We start from the raw sequence: 12,681 nt of genomic DNA, 5'->3' as shown, positions 1-12,681 counted from the left end.
GGGGCCTTCCGCTTGGGCACGTATTGGGCACAGCCAGTCCGTGGTGAGTCCGTGGATGGCGGCAAACAGGGGCAGATTCCAGCCGAGAGTGACTAACCATAAAGATCAAGCCCCGAGCGCGTTGCCGCTGCTCAGGGCTTGATTCACCCGGCGAAAGGTGAGTGCCCCCGGCAGGATTCGAACCTGCGACACACGGTTTAGGAAACCGATGCTCTATCCCCTGAGCTACGAGGGCGCACGGGGCAGCGTACCGAACCGTCCCCGTGAGGGTCGGAACCGGCCCACCCAAGTGGGCCTCTGAGCGGCCACCTGGGCGTCACCCGGGTGGACAGGTCCGTAGGGCGAGTATGCACCGGGGGTGACGGTGGTGGGAGGGGTGTGGTGGGCTGTTGGGGGGAAGTGGGGTGGGGTGCCTTCTCCCTCGCCCGCCGGTCGGGTAGGTAGGGGGCATTCGAGGTTGTTCGGCGGGAGTGGGTTTGATGAGTGGTAGACCTTGGCCCGACTTCCGGCCTGGGCCGTTGGGGGCGTTCGGGGCCTGGTGGCGGCGGCGGCAGGAGCGGCGGGGGGAGGACTTCACGTTTGTCCCGCCTTCCTCGTCGCATCAGCACGTGTTCGAGACGCCGTTGCCCAGCGCCGTCTACGGGTTGGATTTTCAGGCCAAGTTGACCGTGCACTGGCGGCTGGACCTGACTACCGGTGCCCGGCACAACTCGCCGCGCAGTGCCGCGATCAACGACATCGTCCAGCGGGCCAAGAAGATCACCGAGCGGGCCATGTTGGTGCACCACGCGCCGCTGCAGTTCCAGCTCGGGGACGAGCTCGCCGCCGAGCGGCAGGTGGAGGGCACGCACGTGTGGGCGCGGGCCGAAGGGGTCGAGCTCACCGTTGACGACGGTGACCTGGAGTCCGCGCGCAAGCACATCGAGTTGTTGCGCACCACGACCGTCCGCCAAGCCGAGCGGGACGCCGAGCGGGCCGAGATCCGGTACCTGCGGGACGAGGTCCTCACCGACCTCTCGACCGCGACGATCTGGTGGCTGCACCGCAACGGCTACCAGGTCGAGCAGGCGGTGGCCCTCTCCCAGCACCTGAACGAGCTCGTCCGCATCGCCGCCCAGCGCCGCGACCAGCACTGGGCGGACACCCTCGTGACCAGCTTCGAGACCGCCCTGCCCCGCCTGTCCGACGGCCACCGCCACGAGCTCAAGCAGCACCTCGCCAAGGCCCTGGGCATCTACGGCGGCACCACGGTGGCGGAGGAGTTCGCCGAGCAGGTCGGGCTGCCGCACAACCACATCTCCGAGCACGTCGAGCTGCCGAGCACCAACAACCGCAACCGCAACAACGTGCCGGGCAACCACAACGGGGCCAAACCGCTGCCCTGATTTCTCTATTGTGGGTCTCGTGATCCACAACCTGACCGAGGCGCGCGGCGCGGCGGTGGCGGGTGCGTTGCGCGTGCTCGCCCGTGTTACGCCGTTCGTCGAGCCCGAGCTGATCGGCCTGCGCGACATCGTGCGACCCGGCGACACCTGCGTCGACATCGGCGCCGCGCTGGGCCTGTACACGGTGTCGTTGTCGCGCCTTGTCGGTCCACAAGGGACAGTGCACAGCATCGAGCCGCTGCTGTTCGCGCACCCCGCGCTGTCCTACGTGCTGCGCCCGCGCGAAGGGCGCAACATCGTGCGGCACTCGGTGGCGTTGGGCACGCGCGAGGGCAAGGACGTGATGAGCGTCCCGGTGCGCCACGGCCTCCCGGTCACCGGCCGGTCCTTCCTGACCGCCGGCGCGGACGGGCTCGGCTCCAACACCGAGTTCGCCGACCACCTGGAGGTCGTCGTCCGCACGGACACCCTCGACCGGTTCGTCGCGGCGAACGGTATTGAGCGCCTGGATTTCGTCAAGGCGGACGTGGAAGGCGCGGAACTGCGCGTGCTGCAAGGCGGAACCGAGACCATCGAGAGGTTTCGACCAAAACTTCTCCTGGAGATCGAAGAACGGCACCTGGAGCGCTTCGGATACCGCGCCGCGGATGTCGTGGAGTGGCTCGCGGAACGCGGCTACCGCATGTTCGCGTGGCAGCACCGCACCTGGCGCCAGGTCGAGCGCATCCGTCCTGACCTGCGCAATTACCTCTTCCAAGCCGCGCCCAAAGCCTAGAAAAGGCGGAAGACCCCGGTCCCTGGGGGTGGACCGGGGTCTTCCTGCGGACCGGTCTACGTGGCGTAGACCTCAAGTTCGTACAGTGAGTATCCGTAACCCGTGGCGCGTTGGATACCCGTCATTCGTACGAATCGTGCGGCGGTTGGGGTGAACGACACGACGTCCTGTCCGCCGTTTCCCGCACCTGTCGTGAATACCTCTCGCCAGTTGGTGCCATCGGGTGACACCTCGATTCGGTACGACCGGGCGTAGGCAGCTTCCCACGACAGCACCACGCGCCCGACGGTCCGGGACGCCCCGAGGTCCACCCGCAGCCACTGGTCGTCGCTCCAGTCGCTGGCCCACCGAGTGTCCGGCTTGCCGTCCACGGCGTTCGACGGCGGCGAGTAGTACCAACCGCGCTCGTAGCTGCTGGCAACCGCCGTGGAGCCGGCCGCGAGGTTGGTCACCGCCGCGCCCCGCCGGGCCGGGAACTGCACGACCTGCTGGTAGGTGGGCCGGTTCTGCCAGTGGATCTTGTCCTGCGTGATGCCGCCCATGGCCCGGTGGACGATCGTGTCGGCGCACCACTGGTCGCCCGCCGCGCAGTCGCCGTCCGCCGGGTACACCGCGGTCGCCGGCACCGCCACGGCTTGCGCCAACGAGTCGAGCAGCACCTGCCGACAAGCCGCCACCGACCCGCCACCGCAGTACTTCGCGCCCAACGGCCCGGCCACGCCCTCGCCGAGCACCGCCCGCAGGTCCTTGTCGACGTAGCTCCACCAGCCGTACTGGAACGACGACCCCTTGTGCGGCGCGGCGCCGTGCTTGTCCGACGGCGGCTCGTCCACCGAGATGGCCCCGGTCAGCCGCGTGTACAGCTCGTCACCGAGCCCGGGCTGGAACTCGGCCTTGACCAGCAGCGGCCACCAGGCGTCCAGGATCCGGATGGCCTCGGCGTGCGCGTAGGTCTTGCTCCCGCGCGCGGTCTCCTTGCGCAGCGACCCGGACCGCTGCCAGTCCCGCAGTTTCGTCACGGCCGACGCCAGCGCCGGGTCGGTGACGGCGGCGGTGTCGAGCACCCGCAGGACCTCCGGCAGCACCTGCTCGGCCCGCAGGTCGGCCACGCCCGCCTCGGCCATCGCCTGGGTCAACGACGTCCGCGTCACCTTGCGCCCGCTGGTCACCAGCGCCTTCACCCGGTCGTCCAGCAGGTCGCCGCGGTGCACGGACCCGTTGCCGTAGCCCGACGCCGAGTAGTCCAGCGCCTGCTTGTTGTTCCAGGAGATGTAGTAGTCCTGGTTGACCGAGTTCGGGTGCTGCGCGAACGGCGTGTAGGACGCCGTGTTGCGGTCGGGGTCCCAGCCCTCCCATTCGTTGCCCTGCACCGCCAGCACCGGCAGGTGCGGGTCGACGTGGGCCTTGCGCACGGGGTTCGCGCCGGAGTTGAAGTACGCGGTGTCCTTCGCGTCCACGTAGAACCAGTTGAACGCGTACCCGATGTGCTCGGCCGCGCGCTGGAAGTCCTGCGCCGAGCGCACCGCGCCCGGGTCGTTGAACTCCTGGAACCCGATGATCGAGTCCACCTCGTGCAGGTACGTCGAGCGCAACGACGTGTAGGCCACGTGCTTGCCGCCGACCTGGGCACGGCTCTGCACCAGGCCGTACTTCGTGCGGTACATGACGAGCGTGTACGAGCCCGCCGGGGTCGGGTCGGCGACCGTGGACTTCCACGCGTTCTTGCGCTCGATCCGTTCCATGGGCAGGCACTGACCCCGGAACCGGTAGTGCAGGGACGCCGCCGACGCGGGCCGGCCGTCCGGTTCGCACAGCTCGACGGCGTACGTGTCGGTGATGTCCTGCCCCGCCGAGGTCGCGCTCCACGAGTAGTCGATACCCCGCCCGAGCTGCACGTACATGCTGACGCCCGCGAACGACACCCCGCGCGCCCGCAGTCCCGGACCGTTCAGTTCCTGCAACATCAGCAGCTGCGGCGCGAAGTACCCGGTCTGCGGTCCCCACACGGCGATCGGGTTGCCGGTGTCGGTGTACGCGCCGGACACGGCCAGGGCGTTGGACATGCCGTGCTTCTTGGTCAGCAAGTCCTTCGGCAGCACGCCATCGGCGAAAATCCCCTGCACGGCCTGCAGCTCCGCCGGAACATCCACAGTGGACTGCACGGAAGCCGTCTGGTCGTACACCATCCGCTCAGGCGTCACCACGCCACCGTCCGGCAGCGCCACGCCCTGCGGCGACGAAGGCGTTGTGCCGTAGGGGAAGCGCTGCCCGTCGTGCAGGGTCAGCACGGACTCCGGGTCGTTCTGCTCCCGGAACGACCGCCACACCTGGTCGCCCAGCGCGGCGCCGTACCGGTTCTGCGCGGCGAGCTTGACCAGCGCGTTCTGCACCTCGCCGCCACCGCCGGCGCCGAACAGGCCGCCCACGACGGCGGCGATCGCGACCAGGTCGGTCGGCTGGAACGGCTGGATGTCGTTCCAGTTGGTGATCGAGTCGGCGTGCCCGGTCAGGACGTACTCGCCGGGGAAGTACCGGCCGCTGACCGACGCCGAGATGTAGGCGTTGATGCCGGCGACGTAGTCCTTCACGTCCTGCAACGCCTGCTGCCCGCGCGGGCCCTGCGACGCGACCTGGTCGATCTGGCGTTGCAGGTCGGCCTCGGTGTACGGGATCTGGCCGAAGAAGCTCTGCTCCAGCGCCCGGTTGCCCTCGGCGCCGCCGGCGAACCCGGACAGCTGCCCGCGGCCGAGGTGGCGGAACAGGTCCATCAGCCACAGCCGGTCCTGCGCGGCGGCGTAGCCCGCGCCGAACTCGGTGCCGGACCGGGTGGTGCCGTAGACGTGCGGCATCCCGATGCGCTTGTCGCGGATGATCGTGACGTCGGAGCGGGGCTTGATCGTGCTCTCCACCTGGTCGGCGGGGACGCCGAAGGAGGCGTCGTTGAAGAACGTCGAGAGCTGGTCGTTGGTCAGCCCGCCGTAGCCGGAGACCAGGGAGTCGTACTTGCCGAGCTGGTCGGCCGAGTGCGCGGGCCGGGTGCCCAGCGCCTTGTGGGCGAGGATCTCGGCGAGGGTGGCGTTGCCGTTCTGGCCCGGCGGCAGGACGTCGTGGCACTGACCCAGGCAGTAGTCGTCCGGGGCGAACGCGGTGGTCAGGGGCGAGGCCCCGGCGGTGGGAACGGTGACTGCGGTGGGAACGGTGACGGCCGTGGCAAGGAGTGCGACCACGGCCAGGGATCGGGCGGCTCTCCGCATGACGCGAAGCTCCTTCCAGGCAGGGTTCGTGTGACGCACGTTACTCACAAGTAAAGATTCGCGAAAGTGCTTCGCGTTTGGTCGGCGCCCGGTTCACTCCATCGAACGGGTGTCGGTTGTTGCCGCGAAGGTCCGGCAATGGGAAAAAGTTCCACGTGATGCGTCGACGAACCCTGCTCGCCGGCGTCGTCGGCGCCGGCTTCCTCACCGCCACCCCCGCGCACGCGACGCCCGTGCTGCCCATCCGCGGTTGCGCCGACTGGTCGGCCCGTCCGCCTTCCGCTCAACCGACCGTGCTCACACAGCGCCCGGTCCGCATCCTGATCCACCACACCGCCACCGAGAACACGTCCGACGTCAGCCAGGCACACGCCTACGCCCACGCCCGGTGGATCCAGGACCTCCACATGGACACCAACGGCTGGATCGACTCCGGCCAGCACTTCACCAACAGCCGCGGCGGGTTCCTCATGGAGGGGCGGCACGGCAGCCTCGCCGCGCTGCGCGCCGGGGACCGGGTCGTGGTCGGCGCGCACTGCCCCGGCCAGAACAGCGAGGCCATCGGCATCGAGAACGAGGGCAACTACATGTCCGTCGAGCCGCCGGTCCTGCTGTGGGACTCCCTGGTGTCGTTCTGCGTGTACACCTGTGAGCAGTACGCCATCCCGCCCAGTGAGATCTTCGGCCACCGCGACTACCGCGACACGCTCTGCCCAGGCGACAAGCTCTACGCCCTGTTGCCGCGTCTGCGCCAGGAAGTTGCGCGCGTTCTCGGCTGATCGCGGGGATTTCCTGGCAACTGTGAACAGGCTGTTCCGAGCGGCATCCGTGGTGAGATAACGGTGAATTAACGTCAGCTTGCGTGTTCGTGCGCGAGGCTGAGCGAGTACGAACACGAAACGCCAACGCGGGGAGGCGTCGTGATCAAGGTGATGCTGGCCGATGACGAAGACCTCGTCCGGTCCGGCCTTCGCATGATCCTCAACAGCGCCGGCGACATCGAGGTCGTGGCCGAATGCGACGACGGGCACCTGGTGGCCGAACTGGCCCGCCAGCACCGCCCGCACGTCGTGCTGCTCGACATCCGGATGCGGTCCTCCGACGGGCTGACCGCGCTGCGGCGGCTGCGTTCGATACCCGACGCGCCGCGGATCGCCATGCTGACCACGTTCGACGTCGACGAGTACGTGTCCGAGGCGCTGCGCTTGGGCGCGTCGGGCTTCCTGCTCAAGGACACCGAACCCGAGCAGTTGGTGCGGGCGGTGCGCGACCTGGCGTCCGGCGGCGCCGTGCTCGACCCGGGCGTGGCGGCCCGCGTGCTCGCGGCCGTGGCGGACGGCGAACGCGCGGCCGAGCCCGCCCGGCGCCTGCTGGCGTCGCTGTCCGAACGGGAGCGCGAGGTGCTCGTGCTCATCGGGCAGGGCATGTCCAACGCGGAGATCGGCGGGACGCTGCACCTGTCCGAGGCGACCGTGAAGGGGTACGTGTCCTCGGTGCTGGGCAAGATCGGCGCGGTCAACCGCGTGCAGGCTGCTCTGGTGGCCTTCCGCGGCGGCTTGATCGCCTGAGAACCGGCTCGACTCCCGCGCGGTGTGGGGCCGCGCGGGAACTCCGGTAGAAAGCAGCTCAGGCGCCGCCGACGATCTCGGCCACGCTCGGTTCCACCTCGACCCGGTTGCGCCCCTGCCGCTTGGCCCGGTACAGCGCCATGTCGGCCGCCGCGAACAGCTGGTCCAGCTTCGCCGGACCGGCCGCCACCCCGATGCTCACGGTCGGCCGCCGGGTCGTGCCCAAGACCATCGTCCAGTCGTGGCAGTCCACCGCCGCCCGGATCCGCTCGGCCACCACCGGCCCGACGTCGCGCGCGTTGCTGTCGGTGTCGCCCAGCAGCACCACGAACTCGTCGCCCGCCCACCGCGCCACCAGGTCGTCCGCCCGGCACTCGCGGCGCAGGAGCTGGGCGATCTCGCGCAGGGCGGCGTCACCGGCGGCGTGGCCGGCGTCGTCGTTCACGCCCTTGAACCAGTCCACGTCCACCAGCACCAGCCACGGCACCCGGCCCCGGGCCGCCGTCGACTCCAGCAACCCCGCCGCCGCCCGCTCCAGGCCCAGGCGGTTCGCCAGGCCGGTCAACGGGTCGCGGGCCGCGGCTTCCTGGGCGGCCACGGCCAGGCGTTGCGCCTGCACGGCCACCCGCCGCTGTTCCAGCGCCTGACCCAGGCCCTCCTGCAACGTCTCCATCGCGGTCTTGCTCGCCGCGACCGAGCAGCGCAGCGCCGCCGCCTCGCCGACGTGGTCGCTCATGCGGGCGCAGATGTCCGCCAGGTCCAGGGAGAACCGCAGCAGCAGGGACGCGTCGTTGATCGACTCGGCCGCCGCCACCGCCCGGCTGGCCAGCGTGCGGGCCTCGACCAGGTCGCCCTGGTCCCGCCGCACGACCCCGAGCACCCAGTTCGCGACCGCCTGCGCCCACCGGTCACCGGCCTCGCCCGCCTGCCGCAGCGTCTCGCGCGCCGCCTGCTCCGCCTCGTACAGCTCGCCCACCCCGGCCAGCGACCGGCTGTAGGCCCCGAGCAGGGCGCGCCGCATCTGCTCGTCGGAGGTGAGCTCCAAGCCTTCCCGCAGGTGCTCGCGGGCCTCGGCGAAGATCGACGGCGCGACCTCCGGCGGCGAGGAGATGGCGCGGAAGTTCAGCGTGCCGCCCAGGCCCTGCAGGCAGTGCCCGAGCAGCTCGGGGACGTCCGCGCGCCGCGCGATCTGCACGGACAGCCGCAGCATGTCCACCGCGGCCCGCCGGTTGCCGATGCCCTCCAGCAGGTAGGCCAGCGCGTGCATGGCCTGCGCCGCCGCCGGGTTGTCGGCGCTCTCGGCGTCGAGGTCGGTCCAGCCCTCGGCGGCCAGCTCCAGGGCCAGCGGGATGCGGCCCAGCCGCCACGCCAGCTTCGCCCGGTTGACCAGCACCGCCGAGCGCGTCCACCGGTCGGCGCCCGGCGGGATCCGGCTCACGACCTGGTCGAACAGCGTGTTGGCCTCCTGCAGGCGGCCAGCGTTCAGCAACGCCTTGACCTCAAGGTCCAGCTGTGGCACCGCTACCAGCGGATCTCGCTGCTCCACCCGTGTCGACACTCCATTCCGGCTCGGTGGGCGGGTACGCGGGACCGCCCACCAGCGGTACGGCTTAGACAGGCTACCGGGACGAACGCCGTGTGTACCGCTCCTGGTGCAGGACGTCGTCCAGCGGCAGCCGGTTCCGCCAGCCGTGCCGCTCCAGGTCGGGGGTGTCGGGCAGGCACGCGACCGGTCCGACGCACAGCCACGCGACCGGCCGCACGCCCGCGGGGATGTCCAGCAGGCGGCGCAGCTCGTCCTCGCGGTAGAAGCTCACCCAGCCCACGCCCAGGCCCTCGGCGGTCGCCGCCAGCCACAGGTTCTGGATCGCCAGGCACACCGAGTACAGGCCCGCGTCGGCGATGGCGTGCCGGCCCAGCACCGCGGGCGACCCGCGCTCGGGGTCGTAGGTGACGACCACGCCCAGCGTGGACTCCAGGATGCCCTCGACCTTGATCCGGGAGAACGTGTCGGCCCGCTCGCCGTCCAGCTCGGAGGCGAAGACGCTGCGCTCGGCCTGCACGTGGTCGCGGAACGCCCGCCGCGTGTCCCGGTCGCGGACCACGATGAAGTCCCACGGCTGCGACAGCCCCACGCTGGGCGCCGCGTGCGCGGCCGTGAGCACCCGGCGCAGCACGTCGTCCGGGATGGGGGCGCCGGTGAACTCGCCCCTGGTGTCCCGGCGGCGGTGCAGTACGTCGTAGAAGCTCATTCGGACGATCGTGCCTCACGCGATCAGGTGAACTCCGCGTTCGTGCGGTGGCGTGCGTCTCAACCGGGCGTTGAATGCCGGGTCATGCCGAGGATCGGAAGTGCTCCCGGGTCCGCGCTGGGCTTCGCGGGTGGTGTCGTCGCGACGGTGGTGGCGGGCAACTGGCCGGTGGTCGCCCTGGTGGCGCTGGTCGCCGTGGTGGTGGCGGTGTCGCTGGTGACCACGCCGCTGGGCGCGGCGCTGACCGCGCTGCAGTGCTGGGGCCTGTACGGCAGCTTCGTGGTCGGCGCCGAGGGGTACTTCGCGGCCGACTGGCCCGCGCTGGCGGTGCTGGCGGCGGCCGGCACCGCCTCGCTCAGCGGCCTTGCGAGGGGTAGGGCAGCAGCGCCATCTCCCGCGCGTTCTTGATCGCCGTCGCGACCTGCCGCTGCTGCTGCGGCGACAGGCCGGTGACCCGGCGCGACCGGATCTTGCCCCGGTCGGAGATGAACTTGCGCAGCAGCGTGACGTCCTTCCAGTCGACGGTCGTCACGCCCTCCTTGCGCAGCAGGTTGACCCGCTTCTTGGGCGTGCGTTCGGTCTTGGGCACGTGCGCTCTCCTACCAGCTCGACTTGCTGACACCGGGTAGCTCACCCTTGTGCGCCATCTCGCGCAACCGGAGGCGGGACAGCCCGAACGCCCGGAAGTAGGCACGCGGGCGCCCGTCCACGGCGTCGCGGTTGCGCAGCCGGGTCGGACTGGCGTCCCGCGGCAGGCGTTGTAGCGCCGCTTGGGCCTCGGCCCGGCGCTCGGGGTCGGTGCGCACGGCCTCCTTGAGCTCGGCCCGGCGCTCGGCGTACCGGGCGACGACCTCGCGGCGCTGCTTGTCGCGGGCGATCTTGGACTTCTTCGCCATCAGCGCTCCTCCTTGAAGTCGACGTGCCGGCGCACCACCGGGTCGAACTTGCGCAGCACCAGCCGGTCCGGGTCGTTGCGGCGGTTCTTGCGGGTCACGTAGGTGTAGCCGGTGCCGGCGGTGGAGCGGAGCTTGATGATCGGCCGGACGTCGGTGCTCTTGGCCATCAGACCTTCTCCCCCCGCGCGCGCAGCTCGGCCACGACGGACTCGACGCCCCGCCGGTCCACGGTCTTGATCGCCTTGGTGGACAGGGTGAGCACGACGAACCGGTTCTCGCTGGGCAGCCAGTAGCGGCGGCGCTGGGTGTTGGGCAGCCAGCGGCGGCTGGTGCGCCGGTGCGAGTGCGAGACCTGCTTGCCGTAGCCGGGCTTGCGCCCGGTCAGTTGGCAGTGGCGGGACGACATCCGACCTCCGTTTGGAATGACAACCGTTTTCACTTACTCTACCGCACATGGAAACCGTTGTCGTTCTGGTGGCCGGCGGGCACGGCGTGGCCACGTCCCTGTGGTGCGCCTCGCCGGACGCCGTGCTCGTCCGGTACGACCTGACGGGCCTGCGGTCCGGCGTGGTCAAGCGGTGGGTCGACGGGTCGCTGGAGGTGCTGGAGCTGGAGCACGGCTGCGTGTCCTGCACCCTCCGCGAAGACCTCCTGCCGCTGCTGGACGCCCTGGGCGGCCGGGTGATCGTGGACCTCGACCCGGCCCTGGAACCCGAGGCGGTGTGCCTGGCCCTGCGGTCGCGGCCGGTGCGGGTGCAGGCCGTGGTGACGGCGGTGGACACGTCCACGTGGCTCGCGGAGGCCACCGGGGACGAGGAGCTGGTGTCCGACGTGCCGGGGGACGAGCGGACGTTGGCCCAGGTCGTGGTGGGCCGGACCGAGTTCGCCGACGTGCTGGTGGTCGTCGGGGCGGCCTCGGCCGAGTTGGACGCCGTGCTGGACCGGCTGTCGCCCGGCGTGCCGCGGGTGTCGCTCGACGAGCTGCCCGCGGTGGTGGAGGGCCTGGACAGGGTCGAGCGGTTCGACCAGGTGACCGGGTCACTCCTGCGCGGCGCGCCCCTGGAGCCCGCCGGGGACGTCGGGGTCGTGCACTTCGTGGCCTCGCGGCCGTTCCACCCCATGCGGCTGCACATCGCGCTGGACGTGCTGCTCGACGGGGTGGTGCGCAGCCGGGGGCGGTTGTGGCTGGTCAGCCAGCCGGACGCGTTGCTGTGGCTGGAGTCCGCGGGCGGCGGCCTGCACATGGGCGAGATCGGGCGGCGGACCGGTGACGTGCAGGAGATCGTCGCGATCACGTGGAAGGCGGCGGAGTTCGAGATCACGTCGGCGCTGCGCGAGGCGCTGGTGACCGACGAGGAGTGGGCGTTGGCGGACGAGCTGGACTTCGTGGACCCGTTCGCCGAGCACGAGATGGAGGAGCTGTAGTCGTGAAGAAGGGCATCCACCCGGACTACCACCCCGTGGTGTTCCAGGACTCGGGCACGGGCAAGGCGTTCCTGACCCGGTCCACGGCCACGTCCACCCGGACGGTCGAGTGGGAGGACGGCAACACCTACCCGCTGATCGTGGTCGACGTGACGTCCGACTCGCACCCGTTCTGGACGGGGTCGCAGCGGGTCGTGGACACGGCGGGACGGGTCGAGAAGTTCAACCGGCGGTACGGGAAGAGGTCGCGCTGATGGCGGTCCCCAAGCGGAAGACGTCGCGGAGCAACACCCGGCACCGGCGGGCGCAGTGGAAGGCCGCCGCGCCGGACCTGGTGCCGGTGAAGACCCTGGACGGCCGGGAGCTGCTGGTCCCGCGCCGCCTGGTCGCCGCCTACCGGCGGGGCCTGCTGTGACGCCGGGTCGCGCCGTTCGGGGAGGGTCGCGCTAACCCTGGGTCTCGCCGTCGGGGGAGTCGCGCCACTGGTCGAACGGCCGGTCCAGGGTCCAGCGCGTGCCGTCGTGCGTCAGCACCCGGTGTTCGCAGGTGTCCGGGTTCGACAAGGACTCGAACAGCTCGATGCTCCACCCGAACAGGCGTCGGCACAGCAGGCGGATGGTCAGGCCGTGGGAGACCACCAGGGCCGTGTCGGGGTGGTCGGGGCGGCTCATCCGGGTTTCCAGCTCGGTCAGGAACGCGGCCAGGCGGTCGTCCACGTCCGCGCCCGACTCGCCGTTGGGCAGGCGGAAGAAGAAGTGGCCGAAGGCGTGCCGCTGGTGCTTCAGGACCTCCTGCTGCACCGGGTCCTGGAGGTTGCCCCAGTCCTGTTCGCGCAGGCGGGGCTCGGCGACGACCCGCTCCGCCCGCTCGCCCAGCGCGAGGCCGCGCAGGGTGGCCCGCGTGCGGACGTACGGACTGACGTAGACGGCCACTGGCGCGCCGTCGAGCAGTTCCTTGATCCTGGGACCGGCCTCGGCGGCCTCCCGTTCGCCCCGCGGGGTGAGGGGGAGGGCGTGGTCGGGTATCCGGCAGTAGGCCAGCTCGTCGACGTTGCCCAGGCTCTGGCCGTGGCGCAGCAGGATGATCCGCACCCCGCCATCGTGCCGATGTTACAGTCCGGCGGCCA

The 12,681-nt window shown here is 70.8% G+C and carries 16 protein-coding genes and 1 tRNA gene; 8 read left to right on the top strand and 9 right to left on the bottom strand.

The genetic code is table 11. The annotated features are described in order from the left end of the window. Positions 1-162 precede the first annotated feature (162 nt). A tRNA-Arg gene (locus tag DFJ66_RS20430) sits at positions 163-235 on the bottom strand. 373 nt (positions 236-608) lie between these two features. Here DFJ66_RS20430 and DFJ66_RS20425 point away from each other — a divergent pair. Both DFJ66_RS20425 and DFJ66_RS20420 read left to right on the top strand, forming a co-directional pair. Next, positions 609-1,385, top strand: coding sequence for a hypothetical protein (locus DFJ66_RS20425; protein WP_246029833.1), 777 nt, complete (start codon positions 609-611; stop codon positions 1,383-1,385). Between the two features lie 19 nt (positions 1,386-1,404). After that, positions 1,405-2,160: an FkbM family methyltransferase gene (locus tag DFJ66_RS20420; protein WP_211351240.1), complete on the top strand. Its 756-nt coding sequence runs from the start codon at positions 1,405-1,407 to the stop codon at positions 2,158-2,160. Between the two features lie 56 nt (positions 2,161-2,216). On the opposite strand, the gene DFJ66_RS20415 is transcribed toward DFJ66_RS20420, so the two are convergent. Beyond that, complete coding sequence (locus DFJ66_RS20415; protein WP_121223288.1) at positions 2,217-5,414, bottom strand: penicillin acylase family protein; 3,198 nt, start codon at positions 5,412-5,414, stop codon at positions 2,217-2,219. 158 nt (positions 5,415-5,572) lie between these two features. Here DFJ66_RS20415 and DFJ66_RS20410 point away from each other — a divergent pair, with 158 nt between their 5' ends. Further along, entirely contained in the window at positions 5,573-6,193 is a 621-nt protein-coding gene (locus DFJ66_RS20410; RefSeq protein ID WP_121223287.1) for a peptidoglycan recognition protein family protein, read from the top strand. Between the two features lie 141 nt (positions 6,194-6,334). Continuing rightward, positions 6,335-6,982, top strand: coding sequence for a response regulator (locus DFJ66_RS20405; protein ID WP_121223286.1), 648 nt, complete (start codon positions 6,335-6,337; stop codon positions 6,980-6,982). A 58-nt stretch (positions 6,983-7,040) separates the two neighbouring features. Here the strand turns inward: DFJ66_RS20405 and DFJ66_RS20400 are convergent, their stop codons facing one another. Continuing rightward, a complete protein-coding gene (locus tag DFJ66_RS20400) occupies positions 7,041-8,501 on the bottom strand; it encodes a tetratricopeptide repeat-containing diguanylate cyclase (protein ID WP_342776966.1) in 1,461 nt (486 codons plus the stop codon). A gap of 100 nt (positions 8,502-8,601) precedes the next feature. Then, complete coding sequence (bluB, locus tag DFJ66_RS20395) at positions 8,602-9,234, bottom strand: 5,6-dimethylbenzimidazole synthase (RefSeq protein WP_121223284.1); 633 nt, start codon at positions 9,232-9,234, stop codon at positions 8,602-8,604. An 84-nt stretch (positions 9,235-9,318) separates the two neighbouring features. Here bluB and DFJ66_RS42190 point away from each other — a divergent pair, with 84 nt between their 5' ends. Then, the gene (locus DFJ66_RS42190; RefSeq protein WP_147459315.1) at positions 9,319-9,642 is read left to right on the top strand and encodes a hypothetical protein; all 324 of its coding nucleotides are present in this window, start codon (positions 9,319-9,321) and stop codon (positions 9,640-9,642) included. Here the strand turns inward: DFJ66_RS42190 and rpsR are convergent. From rpsR to rpmB, 4 genes are read right to left on the bottom strand one after another with little or no spacing between them, the layout of a single operon-like run. After that, positions 9,590-9,823 (bottom strand): 30S ribosomal protein S18, encoded by a 234-nt coding sequence (gene rpsR, locus DFJ66_RS20385; protein ID WP_121223282.1) that lies wholly within the window; start codon positions 9,821-9,823, stop codon positions 9,590-9,592. The genes DFJ66_RS42190 and rpsR overlap by 53 nt on opposite strands. A gap of 10 nt (positions 9,824-9,833) precedes the next feature. After that, entirely contained in the window at positions 9,834-10,130 is a 297-nt protein-coding gene (gene rpsN, locus DFJ66_RS20380; protein WP_121223281.1) for a 30S ribosomal protein S14, read from the bottom strand. Next, positions 10,130-10,297 (bottom strand): 50S ribosomal protein L33, encoded by a 168-nt coding sequence (gene rpmG / locus DFJ66_RS20375; RefSeq protein ID WP_033439124.1) that lies wholly within the window; start codon positions 10,295-10,297, stop codon positions 10,130-10,132. Before rpmG ends, rpsN begins: the two co-directional genes overlap by 1 nt. Next, positions 10,297-10,536: a 50S ribosomal protein L28 gene (rpmB, locus tag DFJ66_RS20370; RefSeq protein ID WP_121223280.1), complete on the bottom strand. Its 240-nt coding sequence runs from the start codon at positions 10,534-10,536 to the stop codon at positions 10,297-10,299. Before rpmB ends, rpmG begins: the two co-directional genes overlap by 1 nt. Positions 10,537-10,583: 47 nt before the next feature. On the opposite strand from rpmB, the gene DFJ66_RS20365 reads away from it, so the two are divergent. Genes DFJ66_RS20365 through rpmF form a run of 3 tightly spaced genes read left to right on the top strand, consistent with a single transcriptional unit; the run spans position 10,584 to position 11,970 of the window. Further along, positions 10,584-11,555 (top strand): CobW family GTP-binding protein, encoded by a 972-nt coding sequence (locus DFJ66_RS20365; protein WP_121223279.1) that lies wholly within the window; start codon positions 10,584-10,586, stop codon positions 11,553-11,555. A 2-nt stretch (positions 11,556-11,557) separates the two neighbouring features. Continuing rightward, positions 11,558-11,809, top strand: a complete 252-nt coding sequence (locus DFJ66_RS20360; RefSeq protein WP_121223278.1) for a type B 50S ribosomal protein L31 — start codon at positions 11,558-11,560, stop codon at positions 11,807-11,809. Beyond that, positions 11,809-11,970 carry a 50S ribosomal protein L32 gene (gene rpmF / locus DFJ66_RS20355; protein WP_121223277.1) on the top strand — a complete coding sequence of 54 codons (162 nt, stop codon included), beginning with the start codon at positions 11,809-11,811 and terminating at the stop codon, positions 11,968-11,970. The genes DFJ66_RS20360 and rpmF overlap by 1 nt, the downstream gene beginning before the upstream one ends. 31 nt (positions 11,971-12,001) lie before the next feature. Here rpmF and DFJ66_RS20350 read toward each other — a convergent pair whose 3' ends face one another. Further along, entirely contained in the window at positions 12,002-12,646 is a 645-nt protein-coding gene (locus tag DFJ66_RS20350; RefSeq protein ID WP_121223276.1) for a histidine phosphatase family protein, read from the bottom strand. Between the last annotated feature and the right edge of the window lie 35 nt (positions 12,647-12,681).

Origin of the sequence: Saccharothrix variisporea (assembly GCF_003634995.1) — a bacterium.
Classification (GTDB): Bacteria; Actinomycetota; Actinomycetes; order Mycobacteriales; family Pseudonocardiaceae; genus Actinosynnema; species Actinosynnema variisporeum.
Note: the sequence above shows the minus strand (reverse complement) of the source record. Positions and strands in the feature narration are given on the sequence as shown.

Coding starts and splice junctions, on each gene's coding strand:
- DFJ66_RS20415 (WP_121223288.1), bottom strand. CDS start 5,414: ATGCGGAGAGCCGCCCGATCCCTGGCCGTGGTCGCACTCCTTGCCACG.
- DFJ66_RS20410 (WP_121223287.1), top strand. CDS start 5,573: ATGCGTCGACGAACCCTGCTCGCCGGCGTCGTCGGCGCCGGCTTCCTC.
- bluB (WP_121223284.1), bottom strand. CDS start 9,234: ATGAGCTTCTACGACGTACTGCACCGCCGCCGGGACACCAGGGGCGAG.
- DFJ66_RS42190 (WP_147459315.1), top strand. CDS start 9,319: ATGCCGAGGATCGGAAGTGCTCCCGGGTCCGCGCTGGGCTTCGCGGGT.
- rpsN (WP_121223281.1), bottom strand. CDS start 10,130: ATGGCGAAGAAGTCCAAGATCGCCCGCGACAAGCAGCGCCGCGAGGTC.
- rpmG (WP_033439124.1), bottom strand. CDS start 10,297: ATGGCCAAGAGCACCGACGTCCGGCCGATCATCAAGCTCCGCTCCACC.
- rpmB (WP_121223280.1), bottom strand. CDS start 10,536: ATGTCGTCCCGCCACTGCCAACTGACCGGGCGCAAGCCCGGCTACGGC.
- DFJ66_RS20365 (WP_121223279.1), top strand. CDS start 10,584: ATGGAAACCGTTGTCGTTCTGGTGGCCGGCGGGCACGGCGTGGCCACG.
- rpmF (WP_121223277.1), top strand. CDS start 11,809: ATGGCGGTCCCCAAGCGGAAGACGTCGCGGAGCAACACCCGGCACCGG.